The sequence below is a fragment of the Pseudomonas sp. GM49 genome (assembly GCF_000282355.1).
Classification (GTDB): domain Bacteria; phylum Pseudomonadota; class Gammaproteobacteria; order Pseudomonadales; family Pseudomonadaceae; genus Aquipseudomonas.
The window spans coordinates 1-21,508 of the sequence record NZ_AKJL01000041.1; the positions used below are offsets into that span (position 1 = coordinate 1).

General features: G+C 61.1%; 19 protein-coding genes. 4 read left to right on the top strand and 15 right to left on the bottom strand.

Annotated features, from left to right (window positions below; translation table 11 throughout):
- From PMI29_RS25240 to PMI29_RS25230, 3 genes are all read right to left on the bottom strand, one after another.
- On the bottom strand, positions 1-637 hold a 637-nt coding region (locus PMI29_RS25240), incomplete at its 3' end, for a xylulokinase (RefSeq protein WP_033052008.1).
- Positions 638-657: 20 nt separating this feature from the next.
- Positions 658-2,247: a glycerol-3-phosphate dehydrogenase/oxidase gene (locus PMI29_RS25235; RefSeq protein WP_007994543.1), complete on the bottom strand. Its 1,590-nt coding sequence runs from the start codon at positions 2,245-2,247 to the stop codon at positions 658-660.
- Between the two features lie 5 nt (positions 2,248-2,252).
- A complete protein-coding gene (locus PMI29_RS25230; RefSeq protein ID WP_007994544.1) occupies positions 2,253-3,848 on the bottom strand; it encodes an FAD-binding oxidoreductase in 1,596 nt (531 codons plus the stop codon).
- Between the two features lie 210 nt (positions 3,849-4,058).
- Between PMI29_RS25230 and gliR the strand changes: the two genes are divergently transcribed.
- On the top strand, positions 4,059-5,087 hold the full coding sequence (gene gliR / locus PMI29_RS25225) for an AraC family transcriptional regulator GliR (protein ID WP_007994545.1): 1,029 nt from the start codon (positions 4,059-4,061) through the stop codon (positions 5,085-5,087).
- A gap of 41 nt (positions 5,088-5,128) precedes the next feature.
- Here the strand turns inward: gliR and PMI29_RS25220 are convergent, their stop codons facing one another.
- The 7 genes from PMI29_RS25220 to PMI29_RS25190 all read right to left on the bottom strand — a co-directional run bounded on the left by PMI29_RS25220 (position 5,129) and on the right by PMI29_RS25190 (position 13,092).
- A complete protein-coding gene (locus PMI29_RS25220; protein WP_007994548.1) occupies positions 5,129-5,497 on the bottom strand; it encodes a glyoxalase superfamily protein in 369 nt (122 codons plus the stop codon).
- Positions 5,498-5,734: 237 nt separating this feature from the next.
- Positions 5,735-7,192, bottom strand: coding sequence for an N-acyl-D-amino-acid deacylase family protein (locus PMI29_RS25215; RefSeq protein ID WP_007994549.1), 1,458 nt, complete (start codon positions 7,190-7,192; stop codon positions 5,735-5,737).
- Position 7,193: 1 nt separating this feature from the next.
- Positions 7,194-8,054: a MurR/RpiR family transcriptional regulator gene (locus tag PMI29_RS25210; RefSeq protein WP_007994551.1), complete on the bottom strand. Its 861-nt coding sequence runs from the start codon at positions 8,052-8,054 to the stop codon at positions 7,194-7,196.
- Positions 8,055-8,068: 14 nt separating this feature from the next.
- The gene (locus PMI29_RS25205) at positions 8,069-9,418 is read right to left on the bottom strand and encodes a GntT/GntP/DsdX family permease (RefSeq protein ID WP_007994552.1); all 1,350 of its coding nucleotides are present in this window, start codon (positions 9,416-9,418) and stop codon (positions 8,069-8,071) included.
- A 185-nt stretch (positions 9,419-9,603) separates the two neighbouring features.
- On the bottom strand, positions 9,604-11,049 hold the full coding sequence (locus PMI29_RS25200) for a SulP family inorganic anion transporter (RefSeq protein ID WP_007994555.1): 1,446 nt from the start codon (positions 11,047-11,049) through the stop codon (positions 9,604-9,606).
- Between the two features lie 278 nt (positions 11,050-11,327).
- Positions 11,328-12,239: a LysR family transcriptional regulator gene (locus PMI29_RS25195; RefSeq protein WP_007994556.1), complete on the bottom strand. Its 912-nt coding sequence runs from the start codon at positions 12,237-12,239 to the stop codon at positions 11,328-11,330.
- Positions 12,240-12,501: 262 nt separating this feature from the next.
- A complete protein-coding gene (locus PMI29_RS25190) occupies positions 12,502-13,092 on the bottom strand; it encodes an NAD(P)H-dependent oxidoreductase (protein ID WP_007994557.1) in 591 nt (196 codons plus the stop codon).
- A 162-nt stretch (positions 13,093-13,254) separates the two neighbouring features.
- On the opposite strand from PMI29_RS25190, the gene PMI29_RS25185 reads away from it, so the two are divergent.
- The gene (locus PMI29_RS25185; protein WP_007994558.1) at positions 13,255-13,569 is read left to right on the top strand and encodes a putative quinol monooxygenase; all 315 of its coding nucleotides are present in this window, start codon (positions 13,255-13,257) and stop codon (positions 13,567-13,569) included.
- On the opposite strand, the gene PMI29_RS25180 is transcribed toward PMI29_RS25185, so the two are convergent.
- Entirely contained in the window at positions 13,559-14,323 is a 765-nt protein-coding gene (locus PMI29_RS25180) for a sulfite exporter TauE/SafE family protein (RefSeq protein ID WP_007994560.1), read from the bottom strand. The two genes, PMI29_RS25185 and PMI29_RS25180, sit on opposite strands and share 11 nt — an antisense overlap.
- A 224-nt stretch (positions 14,324-14,547) precedes the next feature.
- Between PMI29_RS25180 and PMI29_RS25175 the strand changes: the two genes are divergently transcribed.
- Complete coding sequence (locus PMI29_RS25175) at positions 14,548-15,438, top strand: LysR family transcriptional regulator (protein WP_007994561.1); 891 nt, start codon at positions 14,548-14,550, stop codon at positions 15,436-15,438.
- Between the two features lie 30 nt (positions 15,439-15,468).
- On the opposite strand, the gene PMI29_RS25170 is transcribed toward PMI29_RS25175, so the two are convergent.
- The 3 genes from PMI29_RS25170 to kynU all read right to left on the bottom strand — a co-directional run bounded on the left by PMI29_RS25170 (position 15,469) and on the right by kynU (position 19,635).
- The gene (locus PMI29_RS25170; protein ID WP_007994562.1) at positions 15,469-16,878 is read right to left on the bottom strand and encodes an amino acid permease; all 1,410 of its coding nucleotides are present in this window, start codon (positions 16,876-16,878) and stop codon (positions 15,469-15,471) included.
- 88 nt (positions 16,879-16,966) lie between these two features.
- Positions 16,967-18,280, bottom strand: coding sequence for an OprD family porin (locus tag PMI29_RS25165; RefSeq protein ID WP_007994563.1), 1,314 nt, complete (start codon positions 18,278-18,280; stop codon positions 16,967-16,969).
- Positions 18,281-18,384: 104 nt separating this feature from the next.
- Positions 18,385-19,635: a kynureninase gene (kynU, locus tag PMI29_RS25160; RefSeq protein ID WP_007994564.1), complete on the bottom strand. Its 1,251-nt coding sequence runs from the start codon at positions 19,633-19,635 to the stop codon at positions 18,385-18,387.
- Positions 19,636-19,857: 222 nt separating this feature from the next.
- Between kynU and PMI29_RS25155 the strand changes: the two genes are divergently transcribed.
- Positions 19,858-20,331 (top strand): Lrp/AsnC family transcriptional regulator, encoded by a 474-nt coding sequence (locus PMI29_RS25155; RefSeq protein WP_007994565.1) that lies wholly within the window; start codon positions 19,858-19,860, stop codon positions 20,329-20,331.
- A gap of 14 nt (positions 20,332-20,345) precedes the next feature.
- Here PMI29_RS25155 and PMI29_RS25150 read toward each other — a convergent pair whose 3' ends face one another.
- Positions 20,346-21,359: an AraC family transcriptional regulator gene (locus PMI29_RS25150; RefSeq protein WP_033052009.1), complete on the bottom strand. Its 1,014-nt coding sequence runs from the start codon at positions 21,357-21,359 to the stop codon at positions 20,346-20,348.
- Positions 21,360-21,508: the final 149 nt, after the last annotated feature.

Consider the following 21,508-nt stretch of genomic DNA (forward strand, 5'->3'; position numbering starts at 1 on the left):
CGGGACGCACCGCCAGCGCCTGCCATTTCCAGTCGGCGGGCGCAGCCCAGCGCAAGCGCTTGAAGTCGAACGGCAGGTAACCGACGCAACAGCCTACGGAATCGACAAAGCGCCCACATAGGCGATGGGTGAGAAACCCCGAGAGCAGCAAAAATTTGTCGGTCGCCGCCCAGACCTCAGGCTGGTGGCGGGCGATCCAGTTGGCCTCGGCCTGGGTGCGAAAGTAGTCCACCGTGGCTTGCGCGCCGACCAGCTTGAACAGCCAGCCCCACGGTCCCTTGATGCCGTCTTTGACTTCGGCCTGGCGTTGATCGAGCCACAGGATCGCCGGGCGTAGCGGCTTGCCTTGGGCATCGACGTTGATCACCGTGCCGCGCTGGGTGGTCAGGGACACGCCGGCAATCTGTGAACGATCGATGCCGGTTTGCTGCCACAACTGCTGGCAGGCCTCAGCCAATTTTGCCCAGTAATACTCCGGGTCCTGCTCGGCCCAGCCGGGTTGAGTCGAGTAATAGGCCTGCAACTCGACCTTGCCTTTGCCCAGCAGATTGCCCTGCAGATCGAAGAGCAGCGCGCGCACGCTCTGGGTGCCATTGTCGATGGCCAGCAGGTAACGCTTGTTCGGGTGGTTATCCATGGAGCTCTCTTCAATGGGCATCAATGCGCGGCATCCGGCAAACCATGATGGCGTTGCCACAACGCCCGATAACGCTGTAATTCCTGCTGCCAATGCTCATCGTCCCAGCCCAGTCGCGGTTGGCAGAGCTGGCGAATGGCGGCGAAATAATCCTCGCCACCGCGCGGCAGCAACAGGCCCAGGCGGGTTCGGCGCAGCAGCAGGTCATCCAGGTGCAGGACCATTTCCGCCTCACACGCGAAGGCCAGCTCCACCCACAAGGTGTCAGTGCCGCCGACGGTGTCATGGCCCAGTTCGACGAGCAGCTTCGCCAGCCTCGGCAGGTCACGGCCGTGCCGCCCGGCCAGGCGCCGCCACTGGTTGGCGCTGAGCCCCGGTATCGCCTGCGGCGGCACGACGGCGAACACCGGCGCGGCGTCATCATCGAAGGGGCGGTCGAGCATGCTCGCGCAGGCCTTGAGCACTTCGATTGCCTGGGGGCGAAAGGTGGTCAGCTTGCCGCCGGCCAGGGTCACGCACCCAGGCTCCTGCCACAGCACATGCTCACGGGTTTCATTCGACGGTTTGAGTTCACCCGCAGCGCTGCCCACTACCGGGCGCACCCCCGACCAGGTCGACAGTACATCGGCAGCGACCACCCCGGCCTGGGGGAACTGTTGGCTGCAGGCCGCCAGCAGATAGTCGAGTTCATCAAAGCTGATGCTTGCGCTCTGGTCCAGATCGCCTTGATGATCGAGGTCCGTGGTGCCGACCACCGTGGCACCCTCCCAAGGGAAAACGAACACCGGTCGACGGTCGCGCTCGTGCAGGAAGGTGAAGGCTTGCGCCACTGGCAGGCGCCAGCCCGGCAACAATAAATGACTGCCACGCAACGGGCGCAACTGGCGAGGGGCATCGGGCAGGCGCAAGCGCTCGGCCCACGCGCCGGTGGCCACGGCCAGCACACCACAACGCAATGTCAGTAATCCGCCACCCTCGCAGTCTTCGACCTGAACCCCGCAAACGCGCCCCTCTTCACGCAGCAATTGCTGCACGCGCACGCCGTTGAGCACCACGGCGCCGTCGGCCCGGGCCTCGCCCAATACGCGCATCACCAGACGGGCATCATCGGTCAGCGCATCGACAAAACAGGTGCCGCCCAGCAGGTCATCCTCCTTCACCCCGGGCGCCAGATAACGCAGTTGTTGCGCGTCATGGAAGCGATGGTTGCGCCGCCCGGCCAATGCGTCATAGATGGACAGCAAACCACCCAGCACCCGCGGTCCGGGAAAACCGCCACGGTAATGCGGCATCATGAAACTCATCGGCTCCACCAGCCCCGGCGCTTCGTCGAGCAGGCGCTGGCGTTCGCGGACCGAATCGCGGGTCAGCCGCCACTGGCCCTTGGCGATATAGCGCAAGCCGCCATGAACCATTTTCGAGGAGCGGCTGGAGGTGCCCCAGGCGAAATCGCGCTGCTCCAGCAGCAGGCAACACCACCCTCGGCGTGCGGCTTCACGCAGGATACCGGCGCCGCTGATGCCGCCGCCGATGACGATCAGGTCCCAGGTTTCATCCGCCAGCGTCGGCAGCACCTGCTGTCGCCACGCCGCGTTCCAGTCCAGGCTCATGGCCGTCACTCCTGCAACAGCGTGCCAGGGTTCAATCGCCCGGCCGGATCAAAATGCCGACTCAGTGCCTGCAGGGTGTCCATCGCCAGCGCGCCCTTCTCCCGCCGCAGGTACGGCGCATGGTCCTTGCCCACGCCATGCTGGTGACTGATGGTGCCGTGGTTGTCGACGATGGTCTGGCTGGCCGCCTGCTTGAGTGCCTGCCAGCGCGCCAGGGTGGCGGGGTAGTCCGCCGCCGGGCGAAACACATAAGTGGTGTAGATGCTCGATCCTTCGCCGTAGACATGGGAAAGGTGGGTGAAGACATGCACCCGCTCGCCTTCGGCAGCCAGGGCGTCGCGCAGGCTGTTTTCGATAAGCGTGAGGAGGTGATCGACGTTGCTCCAGTCAGTGGCCGTTTCCAGGGTGTCCACCACGTAACCGGCGTTCCACAAGTTTTCGCGCAGGTAGGGAAAACGAAAACGATTCTGTGCCCACTTCTTGCCGAGCAAGGTCCCGGTAAACACCCCGCCGAAAGACTTGAGGTGCCGCCGGGCCTGACGCAGGGACAACGCATTTTGCCGGCGATTGCCGGTGACGCCGAACGTCAACAGGCATTTGCCCTCACCGGCACCGCGCAGGGCCAGGTACTTTTCCAGCCAGGCAATCTGCTGCGGGTGGCCGGCCAGCGCCAGCTGGGTTTCGGTTTCCACCGCGTTGGACAAGCGCAGCATCGACAACGGCACGCGTGCCTGGGCCAACTGGCGGATGGCTTGCAGCGCCTTGGGCCAATCGGGCAGAAACACCCCATAGAAACGTTCATCGGCGGGCAGTGCGCTGACCCGCACCTTGACCTCGGAAATGATCCCGAAACGGCCCTCACAACCCAACACCACCTCGCGCAGATCGGGTCCGGCAGCCGAGGCCGGAAACGAGGTGATTTGCAAAGGTCCGGCAAAGGTTTCCAGGGTCCCACCGGCAAACAGTTGCTCGATGCGCCCATAGCGCAACGACTGCTGGCCACTGGAACGGCTGGCGACCCAACCGCCCACGGTCGACAGCTCCCACGACTGCGGGAAATGCCCCAGGGTGTAGCCGCGGGCACGCAGCTGACTTTCCACCTGCGGCCCACTGGCACCAGGGCCGAAGGTGGCCAGCAGGCTCTGTTCGTCGAGGTCGAGCAAGCGGTTCATCCGCGCCAGCGAAACCGTCACCACCGGCCGCGTAGAATTCGGCGGATTGATGTGCCCCGCCACTGAGGTGCCGCCACCATACGGAATCAGGCACAGGTCCTGCTCATGGGCGAGCGCCAGCAACTGGCGAATCTGTTCAGCGGTTTCGGGGAATGCTACGGCGTCGGGATAACTCCCCAACGCGCCCTCACGCAACGCCAGCCAGTCCGGCAGGCTCTGCCCCCGGGCATGCAGCAAACGATCATGGGCATCCACGCTGTACAAGAAGTGTTGCTGCAACCGCGACGGGGGCACGCGGGCCAATGCCGTCTCAAGCGTCGCATCGGGCAGCGCTCGACCGTCACCTACCCGCCGGGCGAGAAAACTCGCGCCCTGGGCCGGCAGTTCGACCACCGTGGTTGCATCTCCCCAGCCGTTCCAGCGTCGCATGCGTGTGTCCTTTTGCGGTTCTGATCAGTGATATTTCAGGCCCCCATACTAGTCAGCCGCCGGAAAGTGTCACGGTCGCATCGGGCCAGTTCGAGTAGCCAATTGAGTCAAACGTCGCGCAGGCGTCAGCCATTTACTTTAGCCGTGGTTTCAAATTACCTTTCAGGGCATTCATCCGCGCACGCGGGCCTTGATCAAAGGAATACGATCATGCAATCCCTGGGCTTCACTTCAGTTCCGCCGCTGCTCAAATACCTGCGTCATGCTGAACAACTGGGCATGGCCATCGAGCCTGCGTTGACGGCAGCCGGGTTGCAGGCACAGCAATTGAGTGACAACAGCCTGCGGTTGCCGGGTGAAGCCCATGAACGACTGCTCGATTATTTCTGCGAACACTCGTGCGATCCGTTGTTCGGTCTCAACGCCGCACGTTTTGTGTTGCCCAACTCCTGGAGCGTGCTGGGTTACATCACCATGAACTGCGCGACACTGGGCGACGCCATGAGCCGCATCATGCCGTTCGAGAAGCTAGTGGGAGACATGGGCGTCAGCCGTGCCGAGGTGCAGGACAGCGACGTGCACCTGATCTGGACATGCCGCCATCAACGCCCGCGAATTCGCCGGCACCTGGTGGAAAACGTGCTCGGTTCCTGGCTGCAATACGCGCGCTGGATCGCCGATACGCAAATGTCGCCGGCTGCCGTCTGGCTGGAGCATGCCTGTCCGGCCGACACGACGCTGGCACAGTACGAGCAGTTCTTCGACTGTCCGGTATTGTTCGACCAGCCTTATTCGGCGCTGATTGTGCCGTTGCCGTACTTGCAGTTGCCATTGCGCCAGGCCGATGCGCAATTGCTGCGCACGCTGGAAGAACATGCCCTGGGATTGATGGCCACACTGGAGGACGCGTCGCTGGAACAGCGCGTTAAAAGCATCCTGCGCCAGTTGCTCAAGGAAGGTTTGCCACGCAAGGAGCAGGTGGCCGAGCATCTCGCTGTGTCAGTGCGCACGCTGCAACGTCAGCTGCATCAGGCCGGTACGTCGTACCAGCAGATCCTCGATGACCTGCGCCAGGAACTGGCCGAGCATTACCTGCTCAACAGCACCCTGCCGATTCAGGACATCGCCCAATACCTGGGTTTCACCGAACCCCGCTCGTTTCACCGCACGTTCAAAAGCCGGCGCGGGATGCCGCCCGGCGAGTTTCGCCAAACCCACCGGGTACCAAACGAAGGCTGAAGGCTTAAGTCTGAGGGGCTGAAGGCTCAAGGGTTGAAGGTTCAGAGACTGATCGCGTTGGTGAACACCAACCGATTGCCGAACGGGTCGGCGATGGTCATGTCCTGGCTGCCCCACGGCATGGCCTGAATCTGTGGATGGGAAAACCTGTACTCCTTGGCCAACAGTTGCTGTTGAAACTTCTCCAACTCATCCGTCTCGATTCGCAGCGCAGAACCCGGCGTGCTGTCGCCATGGTGTTCGGACAAGTGCAGCACACATTCGCCACGGGAGATTTGCAGGTACAGCGGGAAATTCGCTTCGAATCGATGCTGCCAGTCGATCTTGAAGCCGAGGAAATCAACGTAGAACTCCACTGCCTTGGCTTCGTCGAAAATGCGCAGGATCGGAGTGGTTTTGCCGAAGCTCATCGAGTTGCTCCCAGACTGTGAAAGACCTGTAGGAGCGAGCTTGCTCGCGATGGTCGTTAATGATGACGCGTGTCTACTGGGTAAACGCTGCGCTCTTTTGTCCATCGCGAGCAAGCTCGCTCCTACAAAATACGTAACCGAACAGCAATGATAGTCGGACTTGATATCAGTCCTTCGGCGCGGAAACGCCATTCTTTAGCATCAAAGTGCCATCACTGTGACGCAGTCCTCGAAACGTCACTGAAACCCTGTGCGCAAATCCCCTTCCCGGGCCAGGAACCGCCCTTCCCTGCGCCCGTTGGCCTGGCCATCGCGGTAACTCAACACACCGTTGACCCATACGCCCTCGATGCCTTGCGCCGCCCGCTGCGGATCGTTGAAATCGGCGACATCACGGATGGTCGCCGGATCGAACAACACCAGGTCGGCCCAATGGCCTTCGCGGATTTCCCCGCGCTCCTTCAAACCAAAGCGTGCCGCCGACAGTCCGGTCATTTTGTGCACAGCGGTGTGCAGCGGGAACAGTCCTACGTCACGGCTGAAATGTCCGAGCACCCGGGGGAATGCGCCCCACAAGCGTGGGTGCGGAAACGGGTCTTCCGGCAAGCCGTCGGAGCCGACCATCGACAGCGGATGCGCGAGGATTCTGCGCACATCCGCCTCATCCATTCCGTAGTACACCGCACCGGCCGGTTGCAGTTGGCGGGCGGCCTCCAGCAACGACAGATTCCATTCGGCGGCAATGTCCATCAGGTCGCGGCCGCCCATCTGCGGATGCGGAGTCGACCAGGTAATGGTGATGCGGTGGGCATCGGTCACCTGCTTGAGGTCCAGGGTCGATGAGCTCGCGGCATAGGGATAACAGTCGCATCCCACCGGGTGGGTCTTCGCCGCCTCTTCGAGGGACGCCAACAGCTGCGGACTACGCCCCCAGTTACCGGCGCCGGCGCATTTGAGGTGGGAAATGATCACCGGGCTTTGCGCATGACGACCGATCTGGAACGCCTCGTTCATGGCCTCCAGCACCGGTTCGAATTCGCTGCGCAAATGGGTGGTGTAGACCGCACCAAACGCCGACAACTCTTCGGTCAGTTGCATCACTTCATCGGTCGATGCCGAGAAGGCGCTGGCATAGGCAAGGCCGGTGGACAGGCCCAACGCGCCGGCCTCAAGGCTGTCGCGCAGTTGCTCGCGCATCGCGGCGATTTCATCCGCCGTGGCGGTGCGGAACAGGTCGTCCAGATGATTGCTGCGCAATGCCGTGTGGCCCACCAGCGCCGCAACGTTCAGCGTAGTGTTCGCCGCTTCGACCGCCGCGCGGTAGTCGCGGAAGGTCGGATAAACGAACGCAGCAGCCGTGCCGAGCAGGTTCATCGGGTCCGGCGGATCGCCGCGCAGACTCACCGGCGAAGCACTGATCCCGCAGTTGCCGACAATGACCGTGGTCACGCCCTGGCTGAGCTTGGGCAGCATCTGCGGTTGGCGAATGACCACGGTGTCGTCATGGGTGTGCACGTCGATGAAACCCGGCGCCAGCACATGGCCCAGCGCGTCGATTTCCTCGCTGGCGTGGGCATCGCACAGGTCGCCGATACGCTCGATGCGACCATTCAGAATCGCCACGTCGGCGGGGTAACCAGGGTTGTTGCTGCCATCGATGATCAGGGCGTTGCGAATCAGCGTGTCGTACTGCATGTCAGTCTCCCAGCGGCAAGTGATCGTCGCCGCCGCGGTATTCGTCGAGGGCGAGTTTGATTCGCCGCAGACGTTCTTGATTGTCTTCAGGGTTGGCCAGGGCCAGCTCGGTGGCGAGCACATCGATGGCCAGCAGCATGCCGTAGCGCGCCGCCGTGGGTTTGTAGATGAACGAGGTTTCGGCACTTTGCAGGGGCAGGACGATGTCGGCCAGTTGCGCCAGCGGCGAATCACCGCGAGTGATGGCCAGGATGCGCGCGCCGTAGTTGTGCGCCAGCTCCACCGTTTCAATCAGCTCTGGGGTGATACCGGTGAGCGAACAGACAATCACCACATGTTCGGCGCTGAGGCTGGCGGCGGTGACGCGCATCATCACCGCATCGTGGCACGCCGTGATCGGATAGCCGAGGCGCACCAGGCGCACTTGCAGTTCATCGCTGCACAGGGTCGAGCAGCCGCCCATGCCGAAAGCGTGAATCATCCGCGCCTTGCCCAGCAGTTTCACCGCATCGGCGAAACGCGACTCATCGAATGCCGCCAGGTGCTGGCGCAAGGTCGATTCGATGTCGCCGACGATTTGCCCGTAGAACGCCGACTGCTCGGGCGTGCCCGCCGGGTCGAGAAACCGGCTGCCGACACCGCTGGCCTGGGCCAGTTGCAAACGCAAGTCACGCAGATCCTTGCAACCGACCGTGCGGGCGAAACGCGACAGCGTGGCGCTGCTGACCTCTGCCCGCAGCGCCAGTTCATCGAGGCTGGCGGAGGCGGCAAATCCTACGTCGTCGAGCATCAGGCGTGCGATGCGTCCTTCACCGGCACTGAAGGAATCCTGACGGGCGCGGATCTGGTAGAGGATGTCCATGCGGGTGGCTCCGGCTAAATCAGATAAGAAAGGCCAACGGTCAAGCCGAAGGCGACGACCGAGATCAATGTCTCGAGCACGGTCCAGGTCTTGAAGGTTTGGGCAACGGTCATGTTGAAGTATTCCTTGATCAACCAGAAACCGCCGTCATTAACGTGGGAAAAGATAACCGACCCGGCGCCCGTCGCCAGCACCAGCAGCTCCGGATGGGGATAACCCAGACCAATGGCCACTGGCGCGACCACGCCTGAAGCAGTGGTCATGGCCACAGTGGCAGAACCGGTGGCGATGCGCATCAGTGCCGCGAACAGCCAGCCCATCAACAGCGGCGACAGGTGGAACTCGTGGGCCAGGCCGACGATCTGGTCGGTGACGCCGGCGTCCACCAGAATCCGGTTCAAGCCACCACCGGCGCCCACCAACAAGGTGATGCTCGCGGTCGGCGCCAGGCATTCGTTGGTGAACTTTAGGATCGATTCGCGGTTGAAGCCCTGGGCCAGGCCGAGGGTCCAGAAGCTTAGCAATGTGGCCAGCAACAGTGCGATCACCGAGTTACCGATGAACAGCAGGAACTGGTTGAAACCACTACCCGGCGTGGAAATCAGATTGGCCCAGCCGCCGATCAGCATCAGCACCACAGGCAACAGGATGGTCGCCATGGTGATGCCAAACCCCGGCAAGCTGTCGCGGGGTTCGCGCTCGAGGAACTGACGCTCCAGCGGGTTTTCCGCCGGCAATTGAATGCGCGGCACGATGAACTTGGCATACAGGGGACCGGCAATGATCGCGGTCGGAATGCCAATCAGGATCGCGTACAGCAAGGTCTGCCCCACCGACGCCTGATACACCTGCACCGCCAGCATCGCCGCCGGGTGCGGCGGCACCAGCGCATGCACCACCGAAAGCCCGGCAACCATTGGCAAGCCGACCATCAGGATCGACACGCCCACGCGCCGCGCCACGGTAAAGGCAATCGGCACCAGCAAGACGAAACCGACTTCGAAGAACAGTGGCAGCCCAACCAGAAACGCAATTGTCACCATCGCCCAATGCGCGTTCTTCTCGCCGAAACGGTCGATCAAGGTCCGCGCCACCTGCTCGGCGCCGCCGGACTCGGCCATCATCTTGCCAAGCATGGTGCCCAGCGCCACCACCAGCGCGATGTGTCCCAGGGTCTTGCCGACCCCGGCCTCATACGCCCCCACCACACCCGACGGCGGCATGCCCGCCACCAGCGCCAGGCCGATGGAAATCAGGGTGATGACAATGAACGGGTTGAGTCGGTAACGGGCGATCAGAACGATCAGTGCAATGATGGCGATGGCGGCATACACCAGCAGCCAATAGCCGAAGGACAGGGTCATGCGGTACTCCTCGAGAGGGTCACGTCGAAATATTTGTGAAACTCTTAAAACATTTCGAGACGTGATATTCAAACGAGGTGAAAGTAATTTTCGTGTAGAGGTAAGGCGTGTCGTGCAGAGGTATGACTTGTCGCAAATAATGAAAATAAGGCAGGCGGATTTTCATCGCGCCTACCTGTTTGATTTCAGTCGTGCTGCACCCGGGCGCGCTTGAGCAGTTTCTTGCAACGCTCGGACAAGTGCAGCACACGCAGGTGCTTGCCGGCCTTGGCGTAGCGCTCGCGCAAGGTGCCCAGCGCGGCAATCGCCGAGTAGTCGACAACACTCAGGTGACGACAATCCAGGGTCACTTGCGCCGGGTCATTAGCCGGATCGAACTGATTGAGAAACGCTGTGGTCGAGGCGAAGAACAGCGTGCCATGCACCCGGTACAACTTGTTGCCGTCGCTCTCCAGGTGACTGTCGGCATACAGCTGCCGGGCCTGCTGCCAGGCAAAGTTCAGCGCCGCAATGATGATGCCGCAAAGCACCGCAGTGGCCAGATCGGTGAAAACGGTAATCACCGTCACCGCAATGATCACCAGCACGTCGTTGAGCGGCACCTTGTTCAGCACCCGCAACGAGGCCCAGGCGAAGGTCTGTTGCGACACCACGAACATCACCCCGACCAGTGCGGCCAGCGGAATACGCTCGATCAGCGGCGACAGAAACAGAATGAACAGCAGGACCGACACTCCGGCCACCACCCCGGACAAGCGCCCGCGCCCACCGGAACTGAGGTTGATCATGGTCTGGCCGATCATGGCGCACCCGCCCATGCCGCCGAACGCACCGGACACCACATTCGCCGCCCCCAGCGCCACGCACTCGCGATCCGGGTAGCCACGGCTCTCGGTGATTTCGTCGGTGAGGTTGAGGGTCAACAGGGTTTCCAGCAACCCGACCAGCGCCATCAGGATCGCGTAGGGCGCGACGATGTGCAGGGTGTCCAGGGTCCAAGGAATGTCCGGCAACGCCAGCGTCGGCAAGCCACCGGCGATGTGCGCCATGTCGCCGAGGGTGCGGGTCGGCAAGCCAAGCAGATACACCGCCAGGCCTACGCCGAGAATCGCCACCAGCGCTGGCGGTACTGTGCGGGTCAGGCGCGGCAGCAAGTAGACAACGGCCATGGTCACCGCGACCAGGCCAAGCATCATGTACAGCGGCGTCCCGCTCAACCAGGCTTCACCGCTCTTGAAGTGCTCCAGTTGCGCCAGGGCAATGATGATCGCCAGGCCATTGACGAAGCCGAGCATCACCGGGTGCGGCACCATGCGCACCAGTTTGCCGAGCTTGAGCAGCCCGAACGCCATCATGATCAGCCCGCCCAGCAACACCGTGGCCAGCAAATACTGCACGCCGTGTTGCACCACCAGCGCGACGATCACCACGGCCATCGAGCCGGCCGCCCCGGACACCATGCCCGGCCGGCCGCCAAACAACGCAGTCAGCGTGCAAATGATGAACGCGCCATAAAGCCCCATCAGCGGATTGAGGTGGGCCACCAGCGCGAACGCGATGCACTCGGGCAACAGGGCGAAGGAAGTGGTAAGTCCGGCCAGGACATCGGCGCGTAGACGTTTTGCTTTCATGGAGGGACCGCACACAGGGAGAGACGGGAAAAGAGTGTGCGGATGTTACGGAAATGCAGTCAGACCGACCAGTTGTTGTGCCTCCGCAAACGCCATCGCGAGCAAGCTCGCTCCCACATTCGATCGCATTCCTTCTGACGGAGCGCGATCAACTGTGGGAGCGAGCTTGCTCGCGAAGAACGATGACGCGGTCTAAAGCGAACTCCCCCCCTCTCATCGCGAATCCACTCAACCACCGACGTGCGCTTCGCCACCCAACCTGACGCAGCAATCACAAATCAGCCCTTGAAATCCGCGTCCGCATAGTCCGCCAACTTGCCCTGGATAAAGTCCAGGAAGCATTGAATCCGCAGGGCCAGTTGCGAGTTGCGGTAGTACACCGCGTTGATCGGCTGGCGATAACCGCTGTTGAATTCGGCCAACAACACTTTCAAGCGGCCGGCACGAATGTCTTCGATGGTCATGAAGTGCGACAGGCTGGCGATGCCCTGGCCGTCCAGTGCGAGATGGCGGATGGTCTCTCCGCTGGAGGCGCTGATCGATGCCTGGATCGGCCAGCGATCGCCATGCACATAACGCAACGGCCATTGGTTGAGGCCTTCGTTCTGGGTGAACCCCAGCAGTGTATGGTTGGCCAGGTCAGCCACGGCTTGCGGTGTGCCGTGCTTTTCCAGGTACGACGGGCTGGCGACGATGTGCAACGGGCTGCATCCCAGAGAGCGGGCATGCAATGTCGAGTCGGTCAGGGTGCCGATGCGGATGGCGATGTCAGTGCTCTGCTCCAGCAGGTCGATGATCAAATCGTTGCTGTTGAGTTCGAGCTGGATGTCCGGGTAAAGCCTGCGGAATTCATCGATGTAGGGCACGATGGCATGCAGCATGAAAGGCGATGCCGCGTTGATCCGCAGGCGCCCGGACGGCGTTTGCTGGCGTGAGGTCAGGCGTTCTTCGAGTTCATCCATCTGATCGAGAATCCGCTTGGCGTGCTCGAAGAAATACTTGCCCTCTTCGGTCAGGTCCATGCGCCGCGTGGTGCGATTGATCAATGTCGTGTCGAGCTTGGCCTCCAGCCGGGACAGCGTACGGCTGACCGCCGAAGGCGTTTGCCCGACCTGCTCGGCCGCCGCAGAAATCGACCCGCATTCAATCACGCAGACGAAAATCTGCAATTCATCGGATCTGGCTTTCACGTGTGTACCTTATCGATAGTCCTGCGCCGTTCTTCTGGGCACAGAGAAACCATTGTGGCGAGGGGGCTTGTCGGAACGCCGCACCGCCCCGTTCGGCGGCGGAGCCGTCGTAAAGTCAGCAAATGCGCAGTACCTGAATCACCGCATGCGCCGGTTTTGGGTCCGCTTCGCGCACCAGCGGGGCGGTGCGGCGTTCCGACAAGCCCCCTCGCCACAAAAGCCCCGTTTACCACAGGTTCAGGGTATCGATAGTAACCGAGCGTCATGCCTTGAGGCCAAACACCTCAGTCAAATGCTGCTCATAACGCGCCACATCAGCTTCGATGTTCGGGCGCTTCATCACGTCCACGCACAGGAACGTCGGCAAACCGGTCATGCCAAGGAACTCGTTGGCCTTGTGGAACGGGAAGTACACCGCGTCCACACCTTTGGCTTCGAAGAAATCGGTCGGGTCGTCGAAGGCTTGCTGCGGGGCGTTCCAGGTCAGCGACAGCATGTATTGCTTGCCGTGAATCAGGCCGCCGCTGCCGTACTTCTGCGACGCGTCCGAACGGGTGCGACCGTCGCTGGCATAGAGGCTGCCATGCCCTTCGGTAAAGACTTCATCGATGTACTTTTTCACGGTCCACGGCGCGCCCATCCACCAGCCGGGCATCTGGTAAATGATCACGTCGGCCCAGAGGAACTTGGCCACTTCTTCAGCGATGTCGTAGCCCTCGTCGATGAAGGTGGTTCTGACATCCACACCGCCGCGATCCAGCACGCTCAACGCGGTTTCATGCAGGGTGGTGTTGTAGCGGCCATCGGAGTGCGCAAACTTTTTGCCGCCATTGAGCAACAGGACTTTTTTCATGGGAGGTCTCGGGAAGGTCGGGAATCGGATGGCGGCAGAGTACCGACCGGCCTCACGCGGAGTAAGCGTCGATTGGGCAAAAATCATTTGACCCACAAGCACGAATCAACAGCCGATTGTTGCCTTAGACTGGCGCCAGTTCTGACCTGAGGAGAAATGTAGATGAGTGAAATCCAGGGCTTCATCCTGCACGCCAAGACCCGCCCGGAAAAATCCGACGCCTTCGAAGCGTTTTTCAGCGGCTACGTGGAAGCGAGCCGAGCCGAACCTGGTTGCATCGAATACCACATGTTGCGCGACAAACAGGACCCGACCCTGTTCATCTTCTACGAAATATGGCAGTCCCAGGCCCACCTCGATGTGCACTCGAACCTTGCGCACATGAAGCAGTTCCTCGACCAGCGTGATGAATACCTGGAACGGGACTTCGAGATCCGCGCCATCGAGATGATCAGCCCGTCGTCCGCTAGCCGCTGATCAGCAAATGGCCGCCGAGCAAACCCAGGCCAATGAAGAACACGCGCTTGAACAACACGGCGCTGATCCGCTGGCGCAGCGATTGCCCCAGCCACATGCCGAGCATTGCCGGGATCAGCGCCAGCAGCGACGCGCTCAACTCGCCCCCGCCGAGAGCGCCGCGCCATAGCAAGCCTCCGGCCAGGGCCAGGGTCGAGACGGTGAACGACAGGCCCAGCGCCTGCACCAGTTCGTCCTTGCTCAAACCCAGCGCTTGCAGATAAGGCACCGCCGGAATCACGAATACGCCTGTAGCCGACGTGATGACGCCAGTCAGCACGCCACACAATGGACCGAGCCAGCGTTCGCTGCGCCGCCCCACGCGCAAGGTCGGCAGGAACAAACCGCTCAGCGCATACAGCAACAAGGCCGCCCCCAGCCCCCGCACCACCCAATGGCCACCGCTCATGCCAATCCACAGCGTGCCTGCCCCGGTGCCGATGAAAATCGCCAGCAACATCGGCCACAACCGTTTGACCAGCCCCGACAGATGCCCGCCAAACGCCAATTGCCAGACGTTGGTCAGGGTCGCCGGAATGATCAACAGCGCCGCAGCCTGCGTCGGCGCCATAGCCAGACCGAGCAAGCCCATGGCAACGGTCGGCAGGCCGAGGCCGATCACGCCCTTGATCATGCCGGCCAGCACAAAGGTGCCGATAACCAGCATGGAAAGGGCTAGACCGAGGTTTTGGTAAAACGCCGAGAGTGTGTTCATGGGGCTATGGTGAGCCCGCGAGGATTGATTGAAAATCTGCCATACACTGAGGATGCCTCTTGTATTGACAGAGGCTTAATATTTCATTGCAGCGACTGGCCTCTTCGCGGGCAAGCCCGCTCCCACATTTGATCGCGTGTAATCGGGAGAACTCGGTCACTTGTGGGAGCGGGCTTGCCCGCGAAGGCGTCCTCCCAGACAACACACATCTTGAGGTTGCTGTAATGCACTTCGACCTGACCGACCTGCGCCTGTACCTGAATATCCTCGACACCGGCAACATCACCGCCGGCGCAGCACGCAGTCATCTGTCCCTGGCGGCGGCCAGCGCGCGCATTCGTGCCATGGAAGCCTCACTGGGGATCGGGTTTCTCGAAAGAGGCCGGCGCGGTGTAACGCCAACGCCGGCCGGCAAGGCCCTGGCTCAGCATGCCCGTACCCTGATGCAACAAGCCGAACGCCTGCAGCAGGACCTGGCCGAATACGCCAAGGGCGTAAAAGGCCAGGTGCGATTGTTGTGCAACACCACGGCGATCACCGAGTACCTGCCGGAGTTGCTCGCCGACTTCCTGCGCGACTACCCCAACCTGGATATCGACCTGCAGGAACTGCCCAGTACCCGTATCACCCATGCCTTGCGCCTGGGTGCGGCGGACCTCGGTATCGTCTCCGACGCCATCGACACCCACGACCTGCAAACCCGCCCGTTTCGCGATGATCCGCTGGTACTGATCATGCCCCGCGAACATCCCTTGGCACAGGCGGCCTCAGTTAGTTTCACCGACACATTGCGTCACGATTACGTCGGCCTGAACGCCAACAGCGCCCTCGCCGTGTACCTGGAGGAACAGGCGCTGCACACTGGTACACGGATGCAGATCCGCATTCGCGCCGACGGCTTCGACGGGGTGATGCGCATGGTCGCACACGGCGCCGGATTGGCGATTGTGCCGTTGGCGGCGATCCAGCGCGGGTCGCTCGATGAGTCGTTGAAAAGTGTCGCGCTGGAGGAAGACTGGGCGCAGCGCAAACTGCTGCTCTGTGCTCGCTCATTCGACAACCTGCCCGGTTATGCCAGAGCCCTATTCGAGGCATTGCGGGGCGACAGCCTTTGAAGACTGTCGCCCCGCCGAGTTGCTTCCAGACTAGACCTTGGGCAACGGGCGCAAGGCTTCGGCAGTCTTGGGTTTTCTGAAAAAGATCCCGTAGATCACCGTGAGTACCACCAGGAAAGGCACACCGAAGACCAGGGTCATCTTGAAGGCGTCGGTGAAGTAGGTGGTGATCATCACCGCGCCCATCAGCAACAGCCCCAACAGGGTCGAGTAAGGGAACAGTCGCATGCGGAACGACAGTTTGCGTTCACCGTTGCGTTGGTGATAACGACGGAAGCAGTAGTGCGTCAGGAAAATCATGAACCAGGTGAAAATGGCGCCGAACATGGAGATTGCCATCATCAAGGTGAACGAGCTTTCCGGATACAGGATGTTGAGCAAGGTCGCCAGGGCGATACCCGAGCTCGACAGCAGCAGTGCGTTCAGCGGAATCCCGCTCTTGCTCAACACGCCCATGGACTTCGGCGCATAACCACCACGGGACAGGCTGAACATCATGCGCGTGGTGATGTACAACTGACTGTTCATCGCCGACAACGCCGCAATCAGAATCACGAAATTCATCACACCAGTCGCGCCGGGAATACCGATCGACTGCATGACCGTGACGAACGGGCTCTGGGCTTGACCGGCCTGGACCCACGGTACAATCGCCAACATCAACGCAAGGGTCAGCAGGTAGAACACCACCAGGCGCACGATGGTCGCGCGAAAGGCTTTCTTCACCGCTTGCTCCGGATCCTTCGCCTCACCGGCGGCCACCGCGATCATCTCCACGCTCAGGTAGCTGAAGATCGACACGATCACCGCGACCCACATCCCTTGCAAGCCATTGGGAAAAAAGCCGCCGTGGGAGGTGTAGTTATGCACGCCGTATTCCGGGTTGCCGGAGCCGAACACCACATACACCGCCAGAATGATGAAGCCGACAATCGCGCCGATCTTGATGGTCGAGAACCAGTACTCGAAGGTGCCGAAGGTCTTCACGCTGATGGCGTTGAGCACGATCAGCACACTGGAGAACGAGACGATCCAGATCCATTCCGGCACGTTGGCGAACCAGTACTTCATGTACATCGCCACCGCCGTTACTTCCGTACCGACCGCCAGCACGATCGCCGCCCAGTAGGCATAACGCACCAGGAACCCGGCCAGCGGGCTGACATAGAATTCGGCATAAGCACCGAACGAACCCGAGGTCGAATGGGCCACGGTCATTTCCGCCAGGCAGCCCATCAACAGCAGGGTGATGATCGCGCCAATGGCGTAGCTGAGCAGCACGCTCGGCCCGGCATAGCCGATGGCGTAGGCGCTGCCCATGAACAGCCCGGTGCCAATCGCACCGCCAATGGCGATCATGCTCATCTGCCCCGACGTCAGTTGACGCCGCAAGCCGTGTTCACGGTTGGATATCGTTTCAAAACCGGAGTTATCGGTCATTTGTCTGTCCTCTGAATATTGTCTTTCTTGAAGTGAGCACGTGGTTGGATGGTCTCGTGGGGATCAGCCACGCACAGCAGGACACGGATCAGAAAATACTCAGTGGATACTCGATGATGACGCGGACTTCGTTGTTGTCCGTGGTGTCGGCGCGCGCCACTTGAGCGGTCGAACGCACACTGGCCTGACGCACCCGCACCGACAGATCCCTGGCCTTGCCCGACTGCACGACGTAGCGCGCTTCGAGGTCGCGTTCCCAGCGTTTGCCGTCATCGCCGTAACGCCCGTAAGCGCCGTTGGGACCGCCGTCGTAGTGGCTGTCGTCGATATGGTCACCGCGGACGTAACGCGACATGAAGCTCAGGCCCGGCACGCCGAATGGCGCCATGTCCAGGTCGTAGCGCAGTTGCCAGGAACGTTCGTTGGGGGCGTTGAAGTCGAGGACCTGGATCGAGTTGGCGAGGAAAATCGAAGTCCCCGGTTGTTGATCGAACCCCAGGTAATCGAACGGCTCATCGCCATCGACGCGCTGGTAAGCCAGGGTCACCCGATGTGCGCCGACCTTGTAGGCAGCAGACATCGACCAGGTGGTGTTGTCGATCTTGCCGGCCAGGCTCTGGCCATCGTCGTTGGTGCGATAAGCATTGAAATCAAGGTTCAGCGACTGATCGGGCGTCAACGGATAGGTGTAGTTGGCGTTGGCGTAGTACTGCCGCCAAATGTCGGTGAACTGCGAACCGTACAGGCTGACGCTCAGTTGATCGCTCACTGCATAGCTGCCGCCCAGATAGTCGACGCTGCGGGTTTCCACCCCGGCATACAACGCTTTCAGGGCGCCATCGGCGTTGGTGGAGTTACTGTCGTTGCCGGCTGTGAAGTGGCCGATGTCCACTTGCAGCGCCTTGAGTTCATTACTGGTCAGCTGAAAGCCGGTGGCCACGCTGGTAAACAGCCGCGCATTGCCCGTGCCGAACACCGGGTTGAACGGGGTCAGGTTGCCGTACTTGAGTTCGGTGTTGGAGATCCGCGCCTTGAGCGCACCACCTGCTTCGGAATACTCATCCTCGGGGCGACCGTCGGAATCGACCGGCAGCAAACCGGTGCCGGTTCGTCCCTTGCCGCTGTCGAGTTTGAGGCCCAACTGCGCATAGGCATCGACGCCGAAACCCACCGTGCCCCGGGTATACCCGGAACGGTAATCGAGCATGATCCCGTGGGCCCATTCGTCCCGATAGTTCTGGCCACCCGGGTTGTTGAGGTTGTTGCGGTAGAAATAGAAGTTGCGGTTGGTCAGGATCAGGCTGCTGTCTTCGACGAATCCATTGTCGTTTGCGGCGTAAGCCATTTGACCGAGGCAACTGGTGATGGCGAGCGGCAAGGCGGGCCAAAGGGACAATTTCATTCTGCGTGCTCCTTATTATTGTGTTTGCACAGAACTCTTGATTGACGGCACCCGAAGCCCTGCCGCCAGGAAAACCCGGCAGCAGGACGCGGACATCGGTTAACTCAGGTGACGCTGTGGCGGACCTGGAATTGCGCCTGCGCCCAGGTTTTCCGGTCGAGGATTTCGCCGAGGATCTGCACCGCATCCCAGACCTCGGTGAACGTCGTGTACAGCGGGGTAAAGCCGAAGCGCATGATCCGCGGCTCGCGGTAGTCACCGATCACACCGCGGTCAATCAGGGCCTGGATCACGGCATAACCTTCGGGATGCTCGAAGCTGACATGGCTGCCACGCTTGGCGTGTTCGCGTGGCGTGACCAGGGTCAGTTCATGAGCAGCGCAGCGCTGCTCGACGAGTTCAATGAACAGGTCGGTCAGGGCCAGGGATTTTCGGCGCAGGCTGGCCATATCGGTCTGGGCGAAAACATCCAGCCCACACTCGACCATCGCCAATGAAGTGATTGGCTGGGTGCCGCACAGGTAGCGGGCGATGCCGCTGCTCGGCTCGTAGCGAGGTTCCATGGCGAACTGCCGCGAATGGCCAAACCAGCCCGACAGGGGCTGCGACACCAGATCGCACAGCTGCGGCGAGACCCAGACAAACGCCTGCGAACCCGGACCGCCATTGAGGTATTTGTAAGTGCAACCGATGGCGTAGTCGGCGCCCGCCTGATGCAAATCAACCGGCACCGCCCCGGCGGAATGCGCCAGATCCCAGATAGCCAGCGCGCCACACTCGTGGCTCAGCGCGGTCAGGGCCTGCATGTCGTGCATGTAGCCGGTCTTGTAATTGACGTGGGTGAGCATCACCACTGCCGTGTCCTGGTCAATCGCTTGCGGCAACTCTTCCGGGCTGTCGACCAGACGCAAGGTGTACCCCTGCTGCAGCATGTCGGCCAGGCCTTCGGCGATGTACAGGTCGGTAGGGAAGTTGCTGGTTTCGGTGACGATCACCCGGCGCTCTGGCGACCGGGTGGCCTGCACACGCAACGCGGCGCTGAGCACCTTGAACAGGTTGATCGAGGTGGTGTCGGTCACCACCACTTCGCCGTCGCGGGCACCTATCAATGTGGCCAATCGGTTGCCCAGACGCTCGGACAGATCGCGCCAGCCAGCGCTGTTCCAACTGCGGATCAGGCCATTGCCCCACTCCTCGGCGATCACCGCCTGAGCGCGAGCCAATGCCGCGACAGGGCGTGCGCCCAAGGAGTTGCCATCGAGATAAATCACGCCTTCAGGAAGCGCAAACTGCTGACGCAGAGGCGCCAGACTGTCCTGTGCATCAAGCGCCAGGCAATCGTTTCTTGTAGTCATTGGATGTCCTGTTTTTTTGAATGACATGCCGTCCGGGCACATCGTGAAAGTCGAGGCGAGCAGAGCGCCCAGCGCCCTCTCTCAGGCGCTATTTGCGCCTTTTTTGGTGGAGAGATAATGAACTAAGCCTTGGAGAATTTTCGTGCAAAGTGAGCGACGCTATAGTACTTATCTCGCAGAAAATTCGACTCCAACGCTAATAAACACGGATTTATTTCAACCATGAATCTCGACTCGACAGACCTGCGAATCCTCCATCAACTGCAACAGGATGGTCGTATCAGCAACCAGGAATTGGCAGAGAAAGTCGCGCTGTCGCCGTCAGCTTGCCTGCGTCGATTACGCCTGCTGGAAAGCGAGGGAATCATCACCGGCTATCGCGCGGTGCTGAATGCCGAACGGCTGGGAATCGAACTGGAAGCCATCGTCCATGTGTCGTTGCGACAGGACGTCGCGGACTGGCACGAGACCTTCATCAAGAAGGTCCAGTCGTGGCCGGAAGTGGTCACCGCGTATGTGATTACCGGGGCGAGCAACTATGTGTTGCGAGTACAGGCGCGCAACCTGAAACACTTCTCAGACTTCATCGTGAATCACCTTAACCGCACGGTGGGTGTCACCGATATCCGCTCGGAAATCGTCCTGCAGAAAATCAAGGAGCGCGACGAATTGCTGGATCTGGTGGTGCGCAAGTAAGGGCGCCCTGCCCCTCAGAAGCCACGCATGCGGCGGGCTTCGTTGCGCTGCAAAGTCATGGTCGGTGTTTCGTCGAACAACTTGCGGTACTCGGCGGAAAAACGCCCCAGATGGGTGAAGCCCCAGCCCATGGCGATCGCGGAAATATTGCGCGCAGAACCGTGCTCAAGAATCTCCTGACGCACGGCGTTCAAGCGGTATTTTTTCAGGTAGGCCATCGGCGACAAGGCGAAGTACTTCTTGAACGCCTCGAACAGCTTGAAGCGCGAGACTCCGGCGGCGGCTTCGATGTCCTCCAGGTGCAGGGCTTCGCGGGCGTTTGCATGGATGTACTGCCGGGCCCTGATCAGGTAGTGCGGCAACTTCACGCCCAGCACGTTTCGCAGTTCTTCTGAATAGTTGTTCGGCTGAGCGAGGATCAAGCCTTTGATCAGCGAACTTTCAATGTCCCGAGTGAAGGCCACCTGCTCATAGAGTTCGCTGCTGCGCTCCAGCTCGGCGATGAAATAGCGCGCCATGCGCCACCATGAGGCCGACGCGCCGTCGACCGCGTCCATCACCGGCTCGAACCGCAGCGGCGTATCCAGAGGCCGCTGTAGAAGCCCCTCCAGAGACTCGCTCATGGCGACTCGGGTAATCACCACCTGGACCTTGCGGCAATCGCCGGAGATCGCCAACAGCTGGTTTTCATTCGGGGAAATGATCACCCCTTGATCGCGGTCGGACTTCACCACGCTGCCGTTCTTGCTCAACTCCTGCTCGCCCACCAGCGGCAGACTCAGGCTGTAACTGCTGAAGTGCTCGGCGTCTTCGATATCGATGGTGACATCGGTGCCGTACTCGATGGTGCCAAGGGTCGTGGCCATCGACTTGAACATGTTGGCGCTGTGATGGAAACGGATCCGTTCGGGCGTCGTGGTGACGAGTCGATGCGGCCCGCAGATACCGGACATCCAGCGCCTCGCGGCCTCAAGGTCATCGCTGTCGACACGAATGTCGCGACACTGCGGATCAGTTTTGCTGTTCATCACGGCGCACTCACGGGCTATTTTTTCGGCGCGCTCTGACGGCGCGTCTCCGTATTGGAAAGGCAAGTTCCAAGCCACAAAACACCAGCGCCAACTTAGCGGATAGCAATCCTCAACTAAGCGGATAACGCCGCCGGCCAGAGGCAGAC